The organism is Methylobacterium sp. Leaf99 (assembly GCF_001422375.1).
In the GTDB taxonomy this organism is placed as follows: domain Bacteria; phylum Pseudomonadota; class Alphaproteobacteria; order Rhizobiales; family Beijerinckiaceae; genus Methylobacterium.
This window is the reverse complement of the sequence record NZ_LMMU01000001.1, coordinates 69125-89266: the sequence shown is the minus strand read 5'-3', so window position 1 is coordinate 89266 and position 20142 is coordinate 69125. Positions and strand designations below refer to the sequence as shown.

The 20142-nt window shown below is 67.1% G+C and carries 22 protein-coding genes; 15 read left to right on the top strand and 7 right to left on the bottom strand.

The window, feature by feature from the left end; translation table 11 throughout:
- Positions 1-155: 155 nt before the first annotated feature.
- Positions 156-1553, bottom strand: coding sequence for an aminotransferase (locus ASF28_RS00450; RefSeq protein WP_056086167.1), 1398 nt, complete (start codon positions 1551-1553; stop codon positions 156-158).
- Positions 1554-1663: 110 nt separating this feature from the next.
- Here ASF28_RS00450 and ASF28_RS00445 point away from each other — a divergent pair, with 110 nt between their 5' ends.
- Together ASF28_RS00445 and ASF28_RS00440 are read left to right on the top strand one after the other, a co-directional pair.
- Positions 1664-2218 carry a hypothetical protein gene (locus ASF28_RS00445; protein WP_056086164.1) on the top strand — a complete coding sequence of 185 codons (555 nt, stop codon included), beginning with the start codon at positions 1664-1666 and terminating at the stop codon, positions 2216-2218.
- The gene (locus ASF28_RS00440; protein ID WP_056086160.1) at positions 2208-2933 is read left to right on the top strand and encodes an HAD family hydrolase; all 726 of its coding nucleotides are present in this window, start codon (positions 2208-2210) and stop codon (positions 2931-2933) included. The genes ASF28_RS00445 and ASF28_RS00440 overlap by 11 nt, the downstream gene beginning before the upstream one ends.
- On the opposite strand, the gene ASF28_RS00435 is transcribed toward ASF28_RS00440, so the two are convergent.
- Positions 2930-3316, bottom strand: coding sequence for a MarR family winged helix-turn-helix transcriptional regulator (locus tag ASF28_RS00435; protein WP_443189721.1), 387 nt, complete (start codon positions 3314-3316; stop codon positions 2930-2932). The genes ASF28_RS00440 and ASF28_RS00435 overlap by 4 nt on opposite strands.
- Positions 3317-3571: 255 nt before the next feature.
- Here ASF28_RS00435 and ASF28_RS00430 point away from each other — a divergent pair, with 255 nt between their 5' ends.
- Complete coding sequence (locus ASF28_RS00430; protein WP_056086154.1) at positions 3572-4351, top strand: DUF1499 domain-containing protein; 780 nt, start codon at positions 3572-3574, stop codon at positions 4349-4351.
- Between the two features lie 4 nt (positions 4352-4355).
- Here ASF28_RS00430 and ASF28_RS00425 read toward each other — a convergent pair whose 3' ends face one another.
- A complete protein-coding gene (locus tag ASF28_RS00425) occupies positions 4356-5273 on the bottom strand; it encodes an MBL fold metallo-hydrolase (protein ID WP_056086151.1) in 918 nt (305 codons plus the stop codon).
- Between the two features lie 166 nt (positions 5274-5439).
- Here ASF28_RS00425 and ASF28_RS00420 point away from each other — a divergent pair, with 166 nt between their 5' ends.
- A complete protein-coding gene (locus ASF28_RS00420; protein ID WP_056086148.1) occupies positions 5440-6780 on the top strand; it encodes an Nramp family divalent metal transporter in 1341 nt (446 codons plus the stop codon).
- Between the two features lie 182 nt (positions 6781-6962).
- On the top strand, positions 6963-8339 hold the full coding sequence (locus ASF28_RS00415; protein ID WP_244474853.1) for a carbohydrate porin: 1377 nt from the start codon (positions 6963-6965) through the stop codon (positions 8337-8339).
- Positions 8340-8348: 9 nt separating this feature from the next.
- Here the strand turns inward: ASF28_RS00415 and ASF28_RS22125 are convergent, their stop codons facing one another.
- Entirely contained in the window at positions 8349-8510 is a 162-nt protein-coding gene (locus ASF28_RS22125; protein WP_157085254.1) for a hypothetical protein, read from the bottom strand.
- A 386-nt stretch (positions 8511-8896) separates the two neighbouring features.
- Between ASF28_RS22125 and ASF28_RS21295 the strand changes: the two genes are divergently transcribed.
- Positions 8897-9073: a DUF1328 domain-containing protein gene (locus tag ASF28_RS21295; RefSeq protein WP_003599466.1), complete on the top strand. Its 177-nt coding sequence runs from the start codon at positions 8897-8899 to the stop codon at positions 9071-9073.
- Between the two features lie 117 nt (positions 9074-9190).
- On the opposite strand, the gene ASF28_RS23645 is transcribed toward ASF28_RS21295, so the two are convergent.
- Entirely contained in the window at positions 9191-9286 is a 96-nt protein-coding gene (locus ASF28_RS23645) for a NepR family anti-sigma factor (protein ID WP_338011687.1), read from the bottom strand.
- 301 nt (positions 9287-9587) lie between these two features.
- Between ASF28_RS23645 and ASF28_RS00410 the strand changes: the two genes are divergently transcribed.
- Positions 9588-10391 (top strand): response regulator, encoded by an 804-nt coding sequence (locus ASF28_RS00410; RefSeq protein WP_056086145.1) that lies wholly within the window; start codon positions 9588-9590, stop codon positions 10389-10391.
- Positions 10392-11335: 944 nt separating this feature from the next.
- Here ASF28_RS00410 and ASF28_RS21280 read toward each other — a convergent pair.
- Positions 11336-11530 (bottom strand): general stress protein, encoded by a 195-nt coding sequence (locus ASF28_RS21280; RefSeq protein WP_082475924.1) that lies wholly within the window; start codon positions 11528-11530, stop codon positions 11336-11338.
- A gap of 327 nt (positions 11531-11857) precedes the next feature.
- Here ASF28_RS21280 and ASF28_RS00405 point away from each other — a divergent pair, with 327 nt between their 5' ends.
- Entirely contained in the window at positions 11858-12301 is a 444-nt protein-coding gene (locus ASF28_RS00405) for a cyclic nucleotide-binding domain-containing protein (RefSeq protein ID WP_056086141.1), read from the top strand.
- On the opposite strand, the gene ASF28_RS00400 is transcribed toward ASF28_RS00405, so the two are convergent.
- Positions 12302-12745 (bottom strand): VOC family protein, encoded by a 444-nt coding sequence (locus ASF28_RS00400; RefSeq protein ID WP_056086139.1) that lies wholly within the window; start codon positions 12743-12745, stop codon positions 12302-12304. It lies immediately after the preceding gene.
- A gap of 257 nt (positions 12746-13002) precedes the next feature.
- On the opposite strand from ASF28_RS00400, the gene ASF28_RS00395 reads away from it, so the two are divergent.
- The 7 genes from ASF28_RS00395 (at position 13003) to acuI (ending at position 20136) form a co-directional block, all read left to right on the top strand.
- Complete coding sequence (locus ASF28_RS00395; protein WP_187272946.1) at positions 13003-13644, top strand: L,D-transpeptidase; 642 nt, start codon at positions 13003-13005, stop codon at positions 13642-13644.
- 57 nt (positions 13645-13701) lie between these two features.
- Positions 13702-13854 (top strand): DUF3096 domain-containing protein, encoded by a 153-nt coding sequence (locus tag ASF28_RS21275; RefSeq protein WP_082475923.1) that lies wholly within the window; start codon positions 13702-13704, stop codon positions 13852-13854.
- Positions 13855-14010: 156 nt separating this feature from the next.
- The gene (gene ppdK, locus ASF28_RS00390; protein WP_056086133.1) at positions 14011-16692 is read left to right on the top strand and encodes a pyruvate, phosphate dikinase; all 2682 of its coding nucleotides are present in this window, start codon (positions 14011-14013) and stop codon (positions 16690-16692) included.
- Between the two features lie 190 nt (positions 16693-16882).
- Complete coding sequence (locus ASF28_RS22115) at positions 16883-17137, top strand: hypothetical protein (protein ID WP_157085250.1); 255 nt, start codon at positions 16883-16885, stop codon at positions 17135-17137.
- Between the two features lie 141 nt (positions 17138-17278).
- Positions 17279-18280 (top strand): cell wall hydrolase, encoded by a 1002-nt coding sequence (locus ASF28_RS00385; RefSeq protein WP_056086130.1) that lies wholly within the window; start codon positions 17279-17281, stop codon positions 18278-18280.
- Between the two features lie 192 nt (positions 18281-18472).
- Positions 18473-19060 (top strand): hypothetical protein, encoded by a 588-nt coding sequence (locus ASF28_RS00380; protein ID WP_056086126.1) that lies wholly within the window; start codon positions 18473-18475, stop codon positions 19058-19060.
- Between the two features lie 89 nt (positions 19061-19149).
- Positions 19150-20136 (top strand): acrylyl-CoA reductase (NADPH), encoded by a 987-nt coding sequence (acuI, locus tag ASF28_RS00375; RefSeq protein WP_056086123.1) that lies wholly within the window; start codon positions 19150-19152, stop codon positions 20134-20136.
- The last annotated feature ends 6 nt before the right edge of the window (positions 20137-20142 follow it).

Sequence of the window (20142 nt, the reverse complement as noted above, 5' to 3'; positions counted from 1 at the left end):
ATGGAGGATTAAGACTACGCGGGTGCCTCAAATGGCGGCAGCCTTGTTTCTCATCACGGACGCGCGAGCCAACATCTCGATGATCGACGTTGCGGCATTGCAATAACTGCTATCGCAATGCGGCCTTTGCTTGAATGCGGGTGGCGTGTGGCCGGTCAGCCACGAGCCGCGGGAAGGGCTTCGAGGCCTTCCGAGGCGATCCAGGCCTGGGTTCGGTCGAGCGCCCGGATGAGGCGGTCGAACAGGGTATCGATCTCGTCGGGTGCGATGACGAGGGGCGGGCACACGGCCACGCGGTCTCCAGCGAGGAACCGGACGATCAATCCCTCGGCCTGCGCGAAGGCGACGCAGCGGGCCGCAACACCGGCCCTGGGGTCGTACTGGCGCTTGCTCGCCTTGTCGGCGACGATCTCAAGGCCGCCGATGAGGCCCAAGCCCCGCGCCTCGCCGACGATGGGGTGGTCGGCGAGCGCGGACAGGCGAGCCTGGAAGTGAGGGGCCTTGCGGGCGACGCCTTCGATGATGCCGTCGCGGCGGTAGATGGCGATGGTCTTGAGGGCCACCGCGCAGGCGACGGGATGCCCGGAATAGGTGGTGCCGTGGCCGAAGGTGCCGAGCTTGGCGCTCTGCGAGACCATGTGGCGATACAGCGGCTCGTCGATGGAGATGCCGCCGAGCGGCATGTAGCCCGATGTCACCGCCTTGGCGAAGGATACACTGTCGGGCCGCATTCCCATGGCCTCGGAGCCGAACCAGGTGCCCAGGCGCCCGAAACCGCAGATCACCTCGTCGGCGATGAAGCGCACGTCGTGGCGGTCGAGCACCGCCTGGATCTTGGCGTAGTAGCCGACCGGCGGCACGATGGCCCCACCGGCGCCCAGCACCGGCTCGGCGACGAAGGCCGCGACGGTGTCCGGGCCCTCGCGCTGGATCAGGGCTTCGAGTTCATGGGCCAGACGCGTGGAGAACGCCTCCTCGGTCTCGCCCGTCTCGCCATACCGGTAATGGTGCGGGCAGCCCGTATGGAGGAAGCCCGGCAGGGGCAGATCCCAGTCGGCGTGGTTGGCCGGCAGCCCGGTCATGGAGGCGGTGGCCACCGTGACGCCGTGGTAGCCCTTCACATGGGAGATGATCTTCTTTTTCTTCGGCCGGCCGAGGGCGTTGTTCAGGTACCAGGTCAGCTTGACCTGGGTGTCGTTCGCTTCCGAGCCCGACGAGGTGAAGAAGATCTTCGAGGTCGGGACAGGCATCAGCTCCTTGAGGGTTTCGGCGAGCTCGATGGCCGGGTCGTGGCTGCGGCCCGAGAACAAGTGGGTGAACGGCAGGCGCGACATCTGCTCCTTGGCCGCGTCCACCAGCTCCTCGTTGGAATAGCCGAGCGCCGTGCACCACAGGCCGGCCATGCCCTCCAGGTAGGGCCGACCGTCGCTGTCGTAGACCCAGACACCGTGGCCGCGCTCGAGTACGAGCCCCCCGGTCTCGCGGAACGTCGCAAGGTTGGTGTAGGGGTGGATCAGGGTCTCGACGTCGCGGGCCGCCAGGTTCGAGAGCATCGGGTATCCGTTCGTTGAGATGGGCCGGGCAGGCCCTCGCAGGGCAGCCACACTAACGGCCCGATGCCCGGGCACAAACCCGTTCACCGTCGCACCGGACGCTCCCCCTCATGCTCGTCCCCGCCACCCTTGATCCCGCGAGCGTCATCGCGACGCCGGCTCCCGGCCGTGCCTGCGGTCCCTGCACCCTGTGCTGCAAGGTCTATGACGTGCCCGCCGTCGAGAGCGTCGCCGGGCAATGGTGCCGGCACACCAAGCAGGGCCGGGGCTGCGCCATCCACGCCACCCGGCCCGACCATTGCCGGGCCTTCCACTGCCTGTGGATGACGGAGGCGTGGCTCGGCCCGGAATGGAAACCGGACCGCGCCAAGATGGTGCTCAGTCTCGACCCCGTGTCACGGCACATGAACGTGCAGGTCGATCCCGGCCAGCCCAACGCCTGGCGGCGCGAGCCGTACTACGGCCAGCTCAAGCGCTGGGCCGCGTCCTCCCTGCCCCAGAAGCGCCACGTCCTCGTCCACCTCAACAAGGTGACCACCGTGGTGCTCCCCGACCGCGACGTGAACCTCGGTGTCTTCGAGCCCGGCGACCGGATGGTGGCGCGCGAGCGCATGACACCCGCCGGCCCCGTCATCGAGGTCGAGAAGATCTCCCATGCGGCGTGAGGGGACTCGGCTGCGCGGCATCCTGTTCGACAAGGACGGGACGCTCATCGACTTCGACCGGACCTGGGGGCCCGCCGCCCATGCCGTCATGGCGACGCTCGCGGGTGGCGACCGCGCACGCTTCGAGGCCCTGATGCGGGTGAGCCACTACGTCGAGGACGAGCGGCGCTTCCTCGCGACTTCGCCGCTCCTGGCCGGCGCCTCGTCCATCTACGGACCACTTTGGGCCCAGGTACTCGACCGGCCTGCGGGGCCGGACCTCTACGCCGAGATGGACGGGCTGTTTCGCGAGGCGGCCCTGCGCTCGCTCCTTCCCATCGGCGCACCGGCGGACCTCGCCGCGCAACTGGTCGGAGCGGGCTATGCTCTCGGCATCGCCACCAACGATGCGGAAGCCTCGGCGCGGGCCCAGGCGGAGGTGCTGGGCTTGACCCAACATCTCGGGTTCATCGCCGGCTACGATTCCGGCCACGGCGCCAAGCCCGAGATGGTGCTGGCCTTCGCCGCGCATCTCGGCGTCGCACCGTCCCGCGTCGCCCTGGTGGGTGACACCCTCGCCGATACCAGCGCGGCGCGGGCGGCGGGGGCCGTCGCCATCGCGGTCCTCAGCGGCCCCGCGGGGGAGGTCGCCCGCGAGGCCATGGCGGCACACGCCGATCACGTCATCGGCTCGATCCACGACCTGCCTGCGCTCCTGGCCGAGATCGACGCTTAGGGATCGATCAGGCGCGCAGCTGAATCCTCCCGCGCGACATCGCGCCAGCGCAGGACAAGACGCTCGAACCCTGCGATGTCCTCGGGCGGCAGGCGACCGAGGGTGCGGGCGACGTAGGCCTTCTGAGCCGCGATGCCGCGGGCGGCGAGATCCGCGCCGATCCGCGTCAAATGGAGGGCATGCGAGCGCCGGTCCCCGGGGATCGCGCGGCGCTCGACCCAGCCGGCCTCGACGAGGCGATCGACGAGTCCCGAAACGTTGCCCTTCGTGACATAGAGCCGCGCCGCCAAATCCTGCTGGGTCAGGCCCTCGCGCTCGGTCAAGGTCGAGAGCGCATCGAATTGCGGGATCGAGAGCCCGAGCGCGCGCAGTTCGGCACCCATGGCGGCGGTGACGCGACGGTTGAGGCGGATGAATCGGAACCAGACCCGGAGCGGGTCCGGGCCGTCGGCGTCCGGCAAGGCCTCGGCTCGGTCTTGGGCGGTGACACTCATGGTGAGGCCGCTATAGCAGAACCGTCCGGCGGCGGAAGCGCGGGGGTACCGGGTGGCGTGCCGTCCCCGTGCCCGGTAAAGCTCGACCGCGCGCTCGCCGGCCTGAGCGACCTCGCGTGCCGGACAGGGATCGTTTGTAGGCTCATGCGTCGTCTGCCCTTCGAGGAGCCCGTCACCCGCGCCGGCCCGCTCGCCCGCTCGGTGGCGGTCCTCGCCCTCCTCGTTACCCTGTTCGCCCTGGTCCTGGTGCGCGATCCGCGCGCGGAGGCCGGCCCGGCCCTCGTGACCCTCGGTGCCGGGCTCGTCCTGGCGGCGGCGGCCGTGGCGCTCGCAGCGTTCGCTTTCGTGCGGGTGTGGCGGGAGGGCGCGCGCGGCCTCGGCGCGGCCGTGGCCGGCCTGTTCACGGCCCTCCTGATTCTGGCCTATCCGGCCTTCGCGGGCCTGCGGGCCGTGCGTCTTCCGGCTTTGACGGATGTCACAACCGACATCGACAACCCCCCCGCCTTTTCGCGCTCGCGGGCGGCCTTCGCGGCCCGGGATGGACGCTATCCGCCCGAACCCGGCCCGGCGGCACGGGCGAGCCAACGCGCGGCTTACCCGCAGATCGCTCCCCTGACCGTCGACCTCGACGCCGACGTCGCATTCGAACTCGCGCGCAAGGCGGCGCTGAACCGGCGCTGGCAGATCGTCGAGGCGATCCGCCCGGGCGGTCGAGTCGGCAACGGCCGGATCGAGGCGGTCTCACGCGGCCTCGTCCTCAACCTCGCGGACGATGTCACCGTGCGGGTGCATCCGCGGGCGGATGGAGCGCGCATCGACGTGCGGTCGGCCTCACGCCTCGGTGGCCACGATCTCGGTGGCAATGCCGACCGCATCCGTGCCTATCTCGACGAAGTCGCCAACCTCGCCATCGCGGTGAAGTAGGGAATCAGGCGGGTCCGTAGCGTCCCTCGAGGCGCGGCGGTCCGTCGGTCACGACGACGCCGCGCTCCACCAGATCCTCCAGATGGGCGAAGACCGACAGGGCGGCGGCCCCGTGTAGCACCGGATTCAAACCCTGGTAGATCGCCGCCACGATGGCGCGGATATCGCGATCGCCGGCGTCGATGCGGGCGCGGATCGTGGTCTCGCGCTGGCGGCGGTGGGCGGCGAGTCCCCGCACGAACCGGCGCGGGTCGCGCACCGGCCCGCCATGGCCTGGCCAATACACCGTCTCGCTGCGCGCCCGCAGCTTGTCGAGGGAGGCCATGTAGGCGCGCATGGAGCCGTCGGGCGGTGCCACGATGCTCGTCGACCACGCCATGACGTGGTCGCCGGAAAACAGGGCCGCCTCCTGCGGCAGGGCGAAGGCGAGGTGATTCATGGTGTGGCCCGGCGTCTCCACCGCCTCGAGGGTCCAGCCGTCGCCCGTCACCGTATCGCCCTCGCGCAGGACGCGATCCGGTTCGTGGACGCGGTCGGCACTGGCGTCGAGGTGAGGGAATTCGCCTTCGGCGAGGTCACGGGCGGCCCGGTGCGGGCCGCAGCCGACGATGGGGGCTCCCGTGCGGGCCTGGAGCAGGCGCGCGCCCGGCGAGTGGTCGCGATGGGTGTGGGTCACCACGATGGCGGACACCCGCTCGCCCGGGATCGAGGCGAGCAGCGCAGAGACATGATCGGCATCCTCCGGACCTGGGTCGATGACCGCTACGTCACCCATCCCGACGATGTAGGTGCAGGTCCCGCTGGCCGTGAATGGGCTGGCGTTGGGGCAGATGCGGCGCCGGATCAAGGATGAGAGCCGTTGCGTCACGCCGCTGATCGGGGCGCCCGTGTCGAAGACCGGATCGTCTTGCGTTTCGCTCATGCCGGCTCCGCCGAGTCGTGGGTTGCTTCGGCCCCTACGCCATCGCCAAGCCCCCGACAACGCCAACCGAATTAAGCCTTTTATTTTCAATATAGCAGATGCTATATCGCACGGGACGAGGCGGAAGCGCTGCCCTGCCGGCCGGCGCACGAGGATATCTGGTACGATGGGGCATCACGAACCCGCTTGGCGGTTCCATCGCGACACGCAGGAGCAGCCGAGCCTCGGCGCCTTGAACGGCAGCGTGCCGGTGTTGCAGACCGGCTCATGGCTGCGCCGGCTGCTCGGCTTCATCGGGCCGGGCTACATGATCTCGGTCGGCTACATGGACCCGGGCAACTGGGCCACCGACATCGCCGGGGGCGCCCAGTTCGGCTATACTCTGCTGTCGGTCATCCTGCTCTCGAACCTCATGGCGATCGTCCTGCAGGCGCTTTCCGCGCGGCTCGGCATCTCCACGGGCCGCGACCTCGCCCAAGCCTGCCGCGATCACTATTCGCGCCCGGTGGGCTTTGTCCTGTGGGTCGCCTGCGAGGCGGCGATCATCGCCTGCGATCTCGCCGAGGTGATCGGCACCGCCATCGCCCTCAAGCTCCTGTTCGGCATCCCTCTCATCGTCGGGGCGACGATCACGGCCCTCGACGTCTTCCTGATCCTGCTGCTGATGCGCCGGGGTTTCCGTGCCCTCGAAGCCTTCGTCATCGCCCTGCTCGGGGTGATCTTCGTCTGTTTCGGGGTGCAGATCGCACTCGCACACCCGCCGCTCCAGGCGGTGCTCGGCGGCTTCCTGCCGACGGCGGAGATCGTGACCAATCCGGCCGCCCTCTACATCGCCATCGGCATCATCGGCGCCACGGTGATGCCGCACAACCTCTACCTCCACTCCTCCATCGTCCAGACCCGGGCCTACCCGCGCACCGACGCGGGCAAGCGCGCGGCGGTGCGCTTCGCCGTCACGGATTCGACGATCGCGCTGATGCTGGCGCTGTTCGTCAACGCCGCGATCCTGATCCTGGCCGCCTCGGTCTTCCACGCCAACGGACGCACGGACGTGCAGGAGATCGAGCAAGCCTACGAGCTGCTGTCGCCGCTGCTGGGAGCCGGCATCGCCTCGACCCTGTTCGCCGTCGCCCTCCTCGCCTCCGGCCTGAATTCCACCGTGACGGCGACGCTCGCGGGCCAGATCGTGATGGAGGGCTTCCTGCGGCTGCGCATCCCCGACTGGGCACGTCGCCTCATCACCCGGGGCATCGCCATCGTGCCCGTCGTGGTGGTGACCGCGCTCTACGGCGAACAGGGCACCGCCCGGCTCCTCGTCCTGAGCCAGGTGGTGCTGTCCATGCAATTGCCCTTCGCGGTGATCCCCCTGGTCCGGTTCGTCTCCGACCGGGGAAAAATGGGTGCCCTCGTCATTCCCGGATGGCTCAAGCTCCTGTCCTGGACGATCGCGGGGCTCATCGTCGCCCTCAACGTAAAACTCCTCGTCGACACGGTGACCGGCGCCTGACCTGGCGGCGCTCTGCCTGACCGGGCCGCGCGCCGCCGCCACCGATCTTCGACCCGAGGCAACCGAACGGACCTGGCCAACAGCCGGGCGCCGGTGGGCCGACACGTGCCTTGATTATAGCCATGGCTTACTTTTTCAGCGGGTGCTCCATGTCGTCTGCGAAACCAAAAGTCCGATGCGTCTTGAGCGGTCTTCTTGCGATGATCGGGGGCCTGTCGAGTGCGGGTGCGCAGACTCCAGGGGATGTTCCCGAACGCCCGTCGCAGTCGGCCGCCGCTGAACCCCAGGGCGATTTCCCGGTATCGATCCGGTCATCACTGGGAGAGTTCGGCGATCCCGGCGGCGTACGGGCTGCCCTGGGCGCGCGCGGGATCAACCTCACGTTCCTCTCCACCAACGAGGTGCTGGGCAATCCCTCCGGCGGCGTCCGCAGCGGCCCGATCTATGCCGGCAAGCTCGAGGGAATCCTGACCGTCGATCTCGGCAGGCTCGCCGGCCTCGACGGCGTCACCGCCTTCGCCAACGCCTTCCAGATCCACGACACCGGCGGTCTGCGCGACCGGAGCTTCGAGCGACTCATCACCGTCAGCAACATCGAGGCCTATCCCACCACGCGGCTGTCGGAGCTGTGGTTGGAACGGCGTTGGGCCTCGGGCTTCGCCGTCAGGATCGGGCAAATCGCCGCCGACGGCGAATTCTTCGCCTCGGAGACGGGCAAGCCGTTCCTCAGCAACGATTGGCCGACCATCACCGGGGCCAACCTGCCGAGCGGCGGCCCGGCCTATCCCCTCGCCACCCCGGGGGTGCGCCTGCGCTATGATCCGAACGCCGATCTGTCCGCCCTGGTCGCCGTCTTCAACGGCGATCCCGGCGACCAGCGCGTGGTCAACCGTCACGGCATCAATTTTCGCACCGGCGATCCACCCCTGGTGATGGCCGAGATCCAGCGGCGGTGGAATCAGGAGCCGGACTCACGCGACCTTGCAGCGAGCTTGAAGTTCGGGGGGTACCGCCATTTCAGCCGCTTCGATCACTTGCGCTTCAGCGCGGACGGGCGACGCCTCGCCGATCCGTCCAGCGACGGCACCGCACGACGCCTGCGCGGCACCGGCGGTCTCTACGTGGTCGCCGATCGGCAACTCTATCGCCCCGAGGGGGGCGGGCCCTCGAGCGGAATTTCGGCCTACGCCAGACTGTCGGGGAGCCCATCCGACCGCAATCTCATCGACCTGTGGGCGGATGGCGGCGTCGTCGTCGCCGGGCTGGTGCCGGGACGCCCGGACGATCTCTTCGGTGCGAGTTTCACCTACGCGCGGATCAGCGACACCGCCCGGGCATTCGACCGTGACCGCTCGCTCCTCGATCGATCCCATCCGATTCGGACCGCCGAAGCGACGATCGAACTGTCGTATCAGATGCAAATCGTTCCGGGCTGGACCGTGCAGCCGGACATTCAATATGTCTTCAACCCGGCCGGTGGAGCCGAACACCCATCGCGACCGGAAACGCTCATCAATGGGGGGTTTGTCTTTGGACTCCGTTCGACCGCGGTCTACTAAATCCACCGATCAGGATCTGCGGCGGTTGGCACGCACCCGCACGGGAACGAGTTGAGGCGCAGGCGCCGAACCTTCGACCAGGGCGTCGAGACCACGGGATGCAGCATCTCCTGCCGACGCCACGATCTTCACGAGGCGCCGCACGATCGAGCCGACGAACGATTCCCGCATGACGGACTCCTTGACCAGCGATGGACGACGAACGCTGCCGGCCTCACGCCGGTTCCAGCAACGGTTAAAGCGAAGATAACGACGCGATTCCCCTCTGCGAAGGACCGGATGTCATTCAGCCGCACCGGGACGCCGTCCCACCTTCACAGTCGCTGCCAACCACCAAATGAGTGGGAACTCTGCCACGCTGATCGCACCGCTTTCAAGAGGCTCCATCGAGAACGGAAACCTGCCTGCGAACATCGGTGCGGAACCCGTCAGCCGCCTCCCTGACGGCGCAGCGAATCGAGCGCAAAAGTGCCGGAACCGCGGCGAAACCTTGACGTTATTGATGCAATGAGGTCGCAGCCGACGCTGCACCAGATCTTTCGGAAGGGTAGAGTCAGATGCTCGGTTGGGCCGTAACATTTCTCGTCGTCGCCCTCGTGGCGGCCCTCCTCGGGTTCGGTGGAATCGCCGGGACCGCGATGGAAGCCGCGAAGCTCGTGTTCTTCGTCGCGATCGTCCTGTTCGCCATCTCCGCCGTCATTGGCCTGATGCGCGGGCGTTCGCCGACCCTCTAGATGAAACCTTGAACGGAGAGGCGAGCCGACGACGCTCCCTTGAACGAAGAAGAGGGTCGCCGGCATCAGCCGGCGGCCCTCTCCGATTTGGACAGCCATCGAACGAAAAAACGAAACTCACAGTGTGGTTTCGTCGGGCGGCAAGGCTTCGAGGCGGGCGATCAGATCACGAAACCTGTCGGGAACAGGCTGCTGTACAACGGCATCGTACATCGTTCGAAGATGAACACCGATCCGTTTTTGGGTGTGATCGCTCAGACCCTGCCCCCGGATGTTCTGCTCGGCACGCACGGCACGATCCCCGGATATGGGACCGCCCTGGTCGTGTTCGGTCATGCGTCGATTCCCCTTGATGCCGCGTACCGGCACCACCGCGATTGTTTTGCGGCTTGACATAGGTCATGGCTGCGACTGCAACGCTGAAACACACCGGCGGTTCCCGCCCGGCGGAACGGAGCCCGTCAAACCGCGTTGTGGCGGGAGCGGCCAAGCACGGCAAAGCCAAGGGGATAGTATGTCGACAGCCCAACTCGTGGTGCAGCACCTGCCGTATCTGCGCCGCTACGCACGGGCGCTGACGGGCAGTCAGGTCGCCGGTGACGCTTACGTCGCGGCCACACTCGAGACCCTCGTGAACGAGCCGGAAACGCTCGGCCGCAGCGCCAATGTCAAAGCCGATCTCTTCCGCGTCTTCACGCGCATCTGGAACTCCCTTTCGGTGAACGGCCAGAGCGATCAGGTACAGCACGATCTGCCGGCCGAGGTCAGGCTCGGCCAGATCACGCCGCTGCCGCGCCAAGCCTTCCTCCTCTCGTGCCTCGAAGGTTTCTCCGAGGAAGACGCGGCCATCATCCTCGACGTCGATGTCAGCCAGGTCCGCGACCTCGTCGACGAGGCAGGCCGTGAACTGGCTGCCGACATGGCCACCGAAATCCTCATCATCGAGGACGAGCCGCTGATCGCCATGGATCTCGAGGCGTTGGTCGAAGGGCTCGGCCACAACGTCATCGGCGTGGCGAGGACCCGCACGGAAGCGATCAAGATCGCATCCGAAGGCACCCGTCCGGGCCTCATCCTCGCCGATATTCAGCTCGCCGACGGCAGCTCGGGCTTGGATGCGGTGAACGACCTGCTGAAGACGTTCGAGGTTCCGGTGATCTTCATCACCGCCTATCCGGAGCGCTTCCTCACGGGCGAGCGTCCGGAACCGGCCTTCCTCATCGCGAAGCCGTTCCAGCCCGCCAATGTCTCGGCGGTGATCAGTCAGGCGCTGTTCTTCCAGCAGAGTGCCCGTCGGCGTGAGATCAAATCGGCCTGAGGCCGCGGACCGGATCGGCCTGCACCCCGAACGGAACGAGAAGCCCCGGCAGCACCGGGGCTTTTTTGTGCGCTATCGGCCGAGACCCACCCACGAAAAAACGGGCCGGAGATCACTCTCCAGCCCGTCGAAAAGGTTCCGGCCTATGCACAAGGGGATGCGGGGGGAGGACCAGGCGGCCGGGGTATCCAAGAAACGATCGGGCGCCTATCCCGTTCCAAACGCGCAACCTTGGCCGTGAATTTTTCTGGGCGAGATGGCTTTTTCGTCACAGTCCCCCACGGGCAACCCTTCTAATTTTCGTCAAATGCGAATGATCCCTAACAGTCAAACTACTCGCTCCGGATCAATTCGGAACAGTGGAGGAACCGACAACTCAGATCCGCGTTTGACCAATATCCTGTCAAGCTCCTTTCGGAGATTACGACGATGTTTCGGTCAGGCTTCCTTCTCAGTGTCAGCGGACCTGCGGCGCTCTTGACCGTCCTGATCCAGCCGACCGTGCAGCAGGCGGCCGACTCTTGGTCGCCCTCCCTCCCTCACGCGGTCTCATCGGCCAAAGTGCAGGACCTGCCCGGGCAACGCGCTGCCTCCCTCGCCATAAGCCCGGTCCATGTCGCGTCGGTAACGCGTCCCGACGTGCGGTCGAATCCCTCCATGGCGCAGCAGGGCGGTCGGACGGCGAGTGAGAAGGATCAGCCCAAAGTACGACGCTTGATGCGGGAAGGTTGCGAAGGGGCAATCAGCTCCCTGGCCGGGCCCGAGGCTCGGCGCATGCTTCCTGGCCGCTGCATCTCTTGATGCATCACAGGTATCTGCTCGTTTTATCTCTACAATACACTTCGTATGAAAAAGGGCTCCTTCAGAACAGGAAGGAGCCCTTTTATTCGTTTTGATTGTCGTGAAAAAATGGGGCTCCATGCGGAGCCCCAAGGGTATGGGCCTTAGTCGTCGCCTGGACGGCCGGTACCGGTGGATTGTCCGCCTTTACGACCGGCCGACGAAGCGAGTTCTCGGTCCTGGGAGAACGAACGCTTCTCCGCCGGCACGCTCCGCCCGCCCTTGCTCGCGATCTCGCGCTGCCGTTCCAAATCCATTGAGGCAAAGCCCCGCTTCGAGGTGGAATTTCCTGATGGCATCAGCGCCTCCTCAACATTGCTCTCGCTACCGGGACAACCTTTGCCAATATCGATTGTTCCTCCGCCAAGATCGGCAGCCAAGTTCAGCGGGTTTCACCATCGCCCCGAACTAAGCGTGGCCGTACAAGCGTGGCTGTAGAGGTGGGCGTCGGAAATGATCGGGTGCCGGTTCCCTAGTCACGCAGGGGCGTCATCCCGCCCCGAACCGGCGCCGGGGCTGGACAATCCCCACGCAAATCGCGTGGATAGGAAGCGCCCATCGATCGCCCGCGCGAGGGGGAGAGCGCTGAAAGATCTTCCGATGCCGATCAGCACGTTGCGCCGCCGATGACTCTCGACACCGAGGTCTCCTCCTTACGTCAGGTCCCGCTGTTTCGTGGCGTCGAGCCGTCGCGTCTGAAGCTCCTCGCCTTCACCAGTGAGCGGGTTCATTTCGAGGCCGGACAGGGGCTGTTCGCGCGCGGGGATGCGGCCGATGCCGCCTACCTGATCCTGGAGGGCGAGGCCGAGGTCTCCATCGACGGGCCGCAGGGACCGTTTCGTCTGGCACTGCTCGGCGCCAATGCCTTGCTGGGCGAGATGGGAATTCTTGCCGATCAGCCGCGCTCGGCCACGGTGGCAGCGCTCAGCCCGATTACCGCCCTGCGAATCGACCGCACCGTCTTCCTCGAGCTGCTGGCGCAGTTCCCCCAGATCGGGATCGCCGTCATGCGAGAACTCGCCCTTCGCCTGGAGCAGACCAACCAGCAGCTCGCCCAGAGTCGGGGCTGATCACGCTTCCGGGTAGGTGATGAACTCCATCAGCGAGCCGTCGGGATCCCGGAAATACACGCTGATGCCCGCGCCCGCCGCGCCGCTGCGCTCCACCGGCCCGAGTTCCACCGGCACGCCATGGGCGGCCAGGTGCGCGATCGCCCCCTCGATGGGGCCGGACCAGCGAAAGCACAGGTCGCTGTTGCCCGGCATCACCGGCCTGTCCGCCAGCGGCATCGCTTCGACGCCGGGGCCGTGGACATTGAGCTGCACCCCGCCGAAGCGATAGGCGGCTCCGACGGGACGGGCCAGGATCTCGGCCCCGAGCACGTCACGGTAGAAGGCCGTCGAACGCGCCCAGTCCGAGACGTGGATCACGCAATGGTCGAGATGGATCGCAGGGCCGAGTTCCTGAATCACCTCCTCGATATCCGAAACCGGGAGAGTTTGGGTGGCGGCCATTGGGCTATCCTCGTTGTCCAAGCCGGACGGTATGGCCGGGATCGGCGCCGGATCAACGCGCTTAACGGTCGGTGGTCGCCCTCGGGCAAGGTGCGAAACCACCGCGACAGGGCAGATCCACCCGCGCGATTGTCCTGAAGCTCGCGACGGCGTCCCTGCTGCTTCCCGGTACCTGCGGCTGGAAAGATACACCCTCCATGGCCCGGGGCGGTTAGTCAGGACATCAGAATTCGACGCCGCCCATCATGGAGCCCGCCATGTCCACCCGCCGCCTCATCCTCGGCCTGCTCCTCATCGCCCCCCTGGCCGCCTGCAACGCGCGCGGGCCGGTCAACGTCGCCGCCGATGACGATGCGGCCTGGTACACCGGGACAATGCCGGACAAGCCGTTCGACGTGCCCATCGTCGACAAGTCGCGCCTCGATCCGAAGTACCGCCGCCAGATCGTGCGCTACACCGGTCCCGAGAAGCCCGGGACCATCGTGGTCGATATCGACAACCGGCAGATCGCCCTGGTGCAGGAGGATGGCACGGCGGTGCAGTACGGCGTCGGCGTCGGCAAGGCGGGGTTCTCGTGGAAGGGCGAAGCTCGCATCGCCCGCAAGGGCGTGTGGCCGGATTGGAGCCCCACCACCACCATGGTCTCCCTCAACCCGGACCTGCCGCGCACCCGCAAGGGCGGTCTCGACAATCCCCTCGGTGCCCGAGCGCTCTACCTCTACCAGGGCAACCGCGACACGCTCTTCCGCATCCACGGCACCAACGAGCCCTGGAGCATCGGCGAGCAGCTCTCGTCCGGTTGCGTGCGGATGCTGAACGAGGACATCGTTGACCTCTACGAGCGTGTTCCGGTCGGGACCCAGGTGCTGGTGAAGCGCAACGGCAAGTATCGGGTCTGAGCCAAGGACGGATTCTGAGCCAAGGACGGATTCTGAGCCAAGGACGGATTCTGAGACATGACCATCACCATCGCGCATCTGCAGCCCCTCGTCGCCCTCGCGGCGGGGGTGCTCATCCTGCTGATCCCCCGGCTGCTGAATTTCATCGTCGCGGCCTACCTCATCCTCGTCGGGCTGATTGGCCTCGGGGTGTTTCGGGCGCTCTCCTGAGCCGGCGCGACGACCGCCGGTGACAGACCGGGGAAACCGTCATGCGGGCCTGCGCTCCATGCCGCGTTCATCTTGCGTTGCAGCAGGAGATGGTCCAACCCGCCCGGTACGGTAGGCGCGTGGTTCGCGTTTCAATCTGCAACCGGATGGGTGACGATGGGCAAGTGGGTCTATTCCTTCGGGGACGGCAAGGCCGAGGGCCAGTCGTCCATGCGCAACCTCCTCGGAGGCAAGGGCGCGAACCTCGCCGAGATGTCGAATCTCGGCCTGCCGGTGCCGCCGGGCTTCACCATCACGACCGAGGTCTGCACGGCCTACTACGACAACGCACAGACCTATCCGGCCGAGCTGAAGGCCGAAGTCGCAGCGGCCCTCGACGCCGTCGGTAAACTCACTGGCCGCGGTTTCGGCGATCCGAAGAACCCGCTCCTCGTCTCCGTGCGCTCGGGCGCCCGCGCTTCGATGCCCGGCATGATGGACACGGTGCTCAATCTCGGCCTCAACGACGTCACCGTCGAGGCGTTGGCCGAGGGTGCCGGCGACCCGCGCTTCGCCTACGATTCCTATCGTCGCTTCATCACCATGTATTCCAACGTGGTGCTGGGCGTGGAACACCATGCCTTCGAGGAAGCCCTGGAGCATTACAAGGACGAGAAGGGCGTCAGCCTCGACACCGAACTCGGTGCCGAGGACTGGAAGCAGCTCGTGACCAAGTACAAGGCCATCGTGAAGGCCGAGCACGGTTCGGACTTCCCACAAGGGGCCGAAGATCAGCTCTGGGGCGCCATCGGCGCCGTGTTCGATTCGTGGATGATCCCCCGCGCCAAAAAGTATCGTGAGCTGAACAACATCCCGGAGAGCTGGGGCACGGCCGTCAACGTCCAGGCCATGGTGTTCGGCAACATGGGCGACACCTCGGCCACTGGAGTCGCCTTCACCCGCAACCCGTCCACCGGCGAACGCGCTCTCTACGGTGAGTTCCTGATCAACGCCCAGGGCGAGGACGTGGTGGCGGGCATCCGCACGCCGCAGGACATCACCGAGAAGGCTCGGCTCGAGGCCAAGTCGGAAAAGCCGTCCATGGAGCGGGCGATGCCCGAATCCTACGCCGAGCTCGTGCGGATCTACGGTCTCCTCGAGACCCACTACCGCGACATGCAGGACATGGAATTCACCATCGAGAGCGGAAAGCTCTGGATGCTCCAGACCCGCAACGGCAAGCGCACGGCCAAAGCCGCGCTCCGCATCGCCGTCGATCTCGCGGCGGAAGGCCTGATCACCCAGGAGGAGGCCATCGGCCGGATCGAGCCGGCGGCCCTCGACCAGCTTCTCCACCCGACCATCGATCCGAAGGCCGAGCGCAAGGTCATCGCCTCGGGCCTTCCCGCCTCGCCGGGTGCCGCCACGGGCGAGATCGTGTTCAACTCGGAGGATGCCGAGGCTGCCCGCAAGGCCGAACGCAAGTGCATTCTCGTGCGGATCGAGACGAGCCCTGAGGACATCCACGGCATGCACGCGTCGGAGGGCATCCTGACGACGCGCGGCGGCATGACCTCCCACGCCGCGGTGGTGGCGAGAGGCATGGGCAAGCCCTGCGTCTCGGGCTGCGGCACCGTCCGGGTCGATTACAAGGCCGGCACCCTGTCGGTGGCCGGCACGGTGCTGAAGGCCGGCGACAGGATCACCATCGACGGCTCCACCGGTCAGGTGCTGCTCGGCGAGGTGGCGATGCTTGAGCCGTCCCTCTCGGGCGAGTTCGCCACCCTGATGGGGTGGGCCGACGCGGTCCGCACCATGAAGGTCCGTACCAACGCAGACACCCCCACCGACGCCCGCGCCGCGCGCAATTTCGGCGCCGAGGGCATCGGCCTGTGCCGCACCGAGCACATGTTCTTCGAAGGCGACCGCATCGTCGCCGTGCGCGAGATGATCCTGGCCGACGACGCCGAAGGGCGCCGCTCGGCGCTCGCCAAGATCCTGCCCTACCAGCGCCAGGACTTCGCGGAGCTGTTCACGATCATGTCGGGTCTGCCCGTCACGATCCGCCTGCTCGATCCGCCGCTGCACGAATTTCTCCCGCACACGGACGAGGAGGTGCGGGATGTGGCGACCAGCATGGGCGTGTCGGAGGACAAGCTGCGCCGCCGGATGACGGAGCTGCACGAGTTCAACCCGATGCTGGGCTTCCGTGGCTGCCGCCTCGCCATCGCCTTCCCGGAGATCGCCGAGATGCAGGCCCGCGCCATCTTCGAGGCCGCCGTCCAGGCCGCCAAGGAGACCGGCGCCCCGGTGACGTCGGAGGTCATGGTGCCGCTGGTCTTCACCAAGATGGAGTTCGACATCGTCAAGGCACGTATCGACGCCATGGCGAAGGCCGTTTCCGAGGAAACCGGCAGCGCCGTCGTCTATCAGGTCGGTACGATGATCGAGTTGCCCCGCGCGGCCCTGCGGGCGGGCGACATCGCCGAAACGGCGGAGTTCTTCTCCTTCGGCACCAATGACCTGACCCAGACGGCCCTCGGCATTTCCCGCGACGATGCGGCGACCTTCCTCGGAGCCTACACCCAGAAGGGAATCCTGGCGGCCGACCCGTTCATCTCCATCGATCAGGAGGGGGTGGGTGAACTCGTGCGTATCGGCGTCGAGCGCGGTCGAGCCGTCCGCCCGGACATCAAGCTCGGCATCTGCGGCGAGCATGGCGGCGACCCCGCCTCCATCGCCTTCTGCCAGGAGGTCGGCCTCGACTACGTGTCGTGCTCGCCCTACCGCGTTCCGATCGCCCGTCTGGCCGCCGCGCAGGCGGCCCTGGCCGCCCGCGATAAGGCCAAGAAGGCCTGACGCAAAGGCTTGATCTCGCCCCTCCCGGGTGGTTCCACGCCGCTCAGGAGGGGCAGGGCAAATTCCGTTCAACAAATTGTCGAAAACGCGGCGAACCGATTTCGTGCCGGCACGTTCAGTGCTAGTGCCGAACCGTTGCGCGGGGATTCCAGCTCATTGTGGCGGCTGCCATCGCGTGGGAACGCCGGCCATGATCGATACGACGCCCACACCCTTGTTTCTCAACGAAAATCCCGCCGCCGTCCCGATTCCCAGGGTGGTCCAACAGGTCTATCTCTGGGGATTTGGCGGCCTTGCGACGCTCGCGCTTCTGGTGTTCGCCGTGGCTACCCAGAGCGGTGCCGATGCCGAGCGGATTGCCGGTATGCGGAACGGTGGCGACACTGCTCCAGCCGCCCTGGTGAAGGCTTTCGCCGTGATACATGGGCGACCCGGAACATTTTGAACCAAGCGTTGCGAAGCGAGCTTAACCGCTCCGCAACCATGCCACGCGATCATGCCGGAACCGGATGCCGCACACGGAAGCCTTTCGCAGGTGACGTGAACGCCAGGCCGGACCAGTGTTGCGGTGCGTGGAACGGTTGGCGTGGGCACGAAACGGGTTAGACGGGATTCGAGCCTGCGCTGGCTCAGCGCTGCCATGGCGCCCTGGGCCGCCGGCATCGGCTTCCTGGTGTCATTCACGGCAACCGCCGGTACGGAGGGCACGATACGGCTGATCGTGCGGGACGCACGCATCGCGCCGGTTCTGCCGCCGGGCACACCGTTGTTCGGCCGCGGCGGGAAGCTGCATGCCGATGTGGTGAGGGCAGCTCTCTACGCCGATCCGGAGATACAGGGCGCGGGTTCGGTCCTGACCGCGACTCTCCCCGGTTCGGTCAGCGGCGTGCTCTCGCCCGGCCCGGCCATCTGGAACCCCGATCTTGAACCGGATCTCGGCTTCGTCCCGCCGCGGGCGGACGGGGAGGGGGCCATCGAGACCGGTGACGGATCGACGCCGGCGATTCCGCGCGCCGTCGCCCTGTCTTCGACCACCCCGGCCCCGGCCGACGCGACGCCCATCGAAGTCGCGGCCGCGAACCTCGCCATTCCGGGCTTCTCGCCGCGCCGCGATGCCACCGAACTCGCCATGCCCGACAGCGCCCGCCATCGCTACGCCGACCTCATCGGCCCCGACGCCCTCGACCGCGAGCAGCGCTGCCTCGCCGAGGCGGTATATTTCGAGGCCCGCAGCGAGCCCGAGGACGGCCAGGCGGCCGTCGCGCAGGTGGTCCTCAACCGGGTGAAAAGCGGGCTCTATCCGAGCAATGTCTGCGGCGTCGTCTATCAGAATCGCCACCGCTACATGGGATGCCAGTTCTCCTTCGCCTGCGAGGGAAAATCGCTCCGCATCACCGACGGTCCGTCATGGCAGTCGGCCACCCGCATCGCCAGCGCGGTGATCGAGGGGCGGACCTACCTCAGTGAGGTGGGAGGCGCGACGCATTACCATGCGGATTACGTGAAACCCGGCTGGTCCCGACGCCTGCGCAAGATGGATGTCATCGGGCGGCACATCTTCTACCAGCTCAAGCGTGGGCAGACTTGAACCCGCTCTGGTTCCATCGATTTTTACCTAAGTAGCGCAAACCCTAAGTAGTCCTAAGCTTAGGTTAACTTTACCCTGAATCTCAATTCGGCTTGCTCCGAGGGCAACTTGGCTGCCTCTGATACGTCGAGATGCGCGCACCCGAATGGCGCCATTTCGCCCGTATCCGCCTTTCAGCCCGAGGAAACCCGCATGACCGCGCCGGTCACCCGACTCATTCCGCTCGCCACCGCCATCGCCGGCGCCGTCCTGCTCGCTTCCTCCGCCCAGGCGGGGGGCTGCGGCGGGGCCGAGTGCTACCGCCACGTCTCGACGCCCCCGGTCTACGGCGCCGTATCCGAGCGCGTTCTCGTTCGCCCGGCCGAGACGGTCTACCGGACGGTGCCCCCCATCTACGAAACCGTGTCGGAACGCATCGTCGTCAGCCCCGGCGGCCGGGTCTGGCAGACCAGCCGTGACGCCTACGGCGAGCTCGTCGGCTGCTGGGTGAACGTGCCGCCGCAATATTCCGTGCGTCACCGCCGGGTGCTGGTTCAGCCCGCCCAGTCGATCCCGGAGACGATTCCGGCCGAGTACGCGAGCGTGCGCCGCCGCATCCTCGTCCAGCCCGCCCGCGCGGGCTGGGTGCCGGCGAATGACGGCACCGGCGGCGGTTATCCCGGCGTCTATGGCCCCCGGATCGGATCGATTCCGGATGCCGTCGGCATCGCCGGCGCCAGCTCGGCCGACATCGGCGTCGGCCTCGGCTTCTCATCGGGCAGCATCTACGACGGCTATTGAGATGGACGGCGCCCCGGCGGGCCTTTCCGGCCGGGGCGCTTGATTCGAGGCGGGTTCGCCACACCTCCCTGATGTAACGGGAGGCGCGCATGGACCGATTCAAGGCGTGGGTGGTCGAGAAGACCGAGGCGGGACAAGCCCTGACGTTCCGCGATTTCGACGCGGCCGACCTCATGGACGGCGACGTCACCGTCCGGGTCACCCATTCGACGGTGAACTACAAGGACGGACTCGCCATGACCGGGCGCTCGCCCGTGGTGCGCCGCTTCCCCATGATCCCGGGCATCGATTTCTCAGGGATCGTCGAGACCTCGTCTCACCCCGACTACACCTCCGGCGACGCCGTGATCTTGACGGGTTGGGGCGTGGGCGAGAGCCACCTCGGGGCCTATGCCGAGCGGGCGCGGGTGAAGGGCGACTGGCTCGTACCCCTGCCGGGTGGTTTGGGCGCCAACGAGGCCATGGCCATCGGCACGGCCGGCTACACGGCCATGCTCTCCCTCATGGCTCTGGAGCACCACGGCGCGAGACCCGGCGATGGACCCGCTCTGGTCACCGGTGCGTCGGGTGGCGTCGGCTCCGTCGCGGTGGCGCTGCTCGCCCGAGCGGGATGGCACGTCATCGCGTCCACGGGCCGGACCGACGAAGCGGACTACCTGTGCGGGCTTGGCGCCGCCGAGATCCTCGACCGCACCGAACTCTCCGCTCCGGGCAAGCCGCTCGCCAAGGAGCGCTGGGCCGTCGCCATAGACGCCGTCGGCTCGGTCACCCTCGCCAACGTGCTCGCCGGCACGAAATCCGATGGCGCCGTGGCCGCCTGCGGCTTGGCCCAGGGCATCGATCTGCCGACTTCCGTGGCGCCGTTCATCCTGCGCGGCGTGTCACTCCTCGGCATCAACAGCGTGACGACGCCCCTGCCGAAGCGCCGCGAGGCCTGGACGCGCCTCGCCCGAGATCTCGACCGTGCGGCCCTCGCCGCCATGACCACGACGGTGCCCTTGGCCGAGGTCGATCGCCTTGCCGAGCGGATTCTGGCCGGCGCGGTGCGCGGCCGGACCGTGGTAACGGTCCCTTGAGCGGAA

Coding starts and splice junctions, on each gene's coding strand:
- ASF28_RS00450 (WP_056086167.1), bottom strand. CDS start 1,553: ATGCTCTCGAACCTGGCGGCCCGCGACGTCGAGACCCTGATCCACCCC.
- ASF28_RS00445 (WP_056086164.1), top strand. CDS start 1,664: ATGCTCGTCCCCGCCACCCTTGATCCCGCGAGCGTCATCGCGACGCCG.
- ASF28_RS00440 (WP_056086160.1), top strand. CDS start 2,208: ATGCGGCGTGAGGGGACTCGGCTGCGCGGCATCCTGTTCGACAAGGAC.
- ASF28_RS00435 (WP_443189721.1), bottom strand. CDS start 3,316: ATGGGTGCCGAACTGCGCGCGCTCGGGCTCTCGATCCCGCAATTCGAT.
- ASF28_RS00430 (WP_056086154.1), top strand. CDS start 3,572: ATGCGTCGTCTGCCCTTCGAGGAGCCCGTCACCCGCGCCGGCCCGCTC.
- ASF28_RS00425 (WP_056086151.1), bottom strand. CDS start 5,273: ATGAGCGAAACGCAAGACGATCCGGTCTTCGACACGGGCGCCCCGATC.
- ASF28_RS00420 (WP_056086148.1), top strand. CDS start 5,440: ATGGGGCATCACGAACCCGCTTGGCGGTTCCATCGCGACACGCAGGAG.
- ASF28_RS22125 (WP_157085254.1), bottom strand. CDS start 8,510: ATGCGGGAATCGTTCGTCGGCTCGATCGTGCGGCGCCTCGTGAAGATC.
- ASF28_RS21295 (WP_003599466.1), top strand. CDS start 8,897: ATGCTCGGTTGGGCCGTAACATTTCTCGTCGTCGCCCTCGTGGCGGCC.
- ASF28_RS23645 (WP_338011687.1), bottom strand. CDS start 9,286: ATGTACGATGCCGTTGTACAGCAGCCTGTTCCCGACAGGTTTCGTGAT.
- ASF28_RS00410 (WP_056086145.1), top strand. CDS start 9,588: ATGTCGACAGCCCAACTCGTGGTGCAGCACCTGCCGTATCTGCGCCGC.
- ASF28_RS21280 (WP_082475924.1), bottom strand. CDS start 11,530: ATGCCATCAGGAAATTCCACCTCGAAGCGGGGCTTTGCCTCAATGGAT.
- ASF28_RS00405 (WP_056086141.1), top strand. CDS start 11,858: ATGACTCTCGACACCGAGGTCTCCTCCTTACGTCAGGTCCCGCTGTTT.
- ASF28_RS00400 (WP_056086139.1), bottom strand. CDS start 12,745: ATGGCCGCCACCCAAACTCTCCCGGTTTCGGATATCGAGGAGGTGATT.
- ASF28_RS00395 (WP_187272946.1), top strand. CDS start 13,003: ATGTCCACCCGCCGCCTCATCCTCGGCCTGCTCCTCATCGCCCCCCTG.
- ASF28_RS21275 (WP_082475923.1), top strand. CDS start 13,702: ATGACCATCACCATCGCGCATCTGCAGCCCCTCGTCGCCCTCGCGGCG.
- ppdK (WP_056086133.1), top strand. CDS start 14,011: ATGGGCAAGTGGGTCTATTCCTTCGGGGACGGCAAGGCCGAGGGCCAG.
- ASF28_RS22115 (WP_157085250.1), top strand. CDS start 16,883: ATGATCGATACGACGCCCACACCCTTGTTTCTCAACGAAAATCCCGCC.
- ASF28_RS00380 (WP_056086126.1), top strand. CDS start 18,473: ATGACCGCGCCGGTCACCCGACTCATTCCGCTCGCCACCGCCATCGCC.
- acuI (WP_056086123.1), top strand. CDS start 19,150: ATGGACCGATTCAAGGCGTGGGTGGTCGAGAAGACCGAGGCGGGACAA.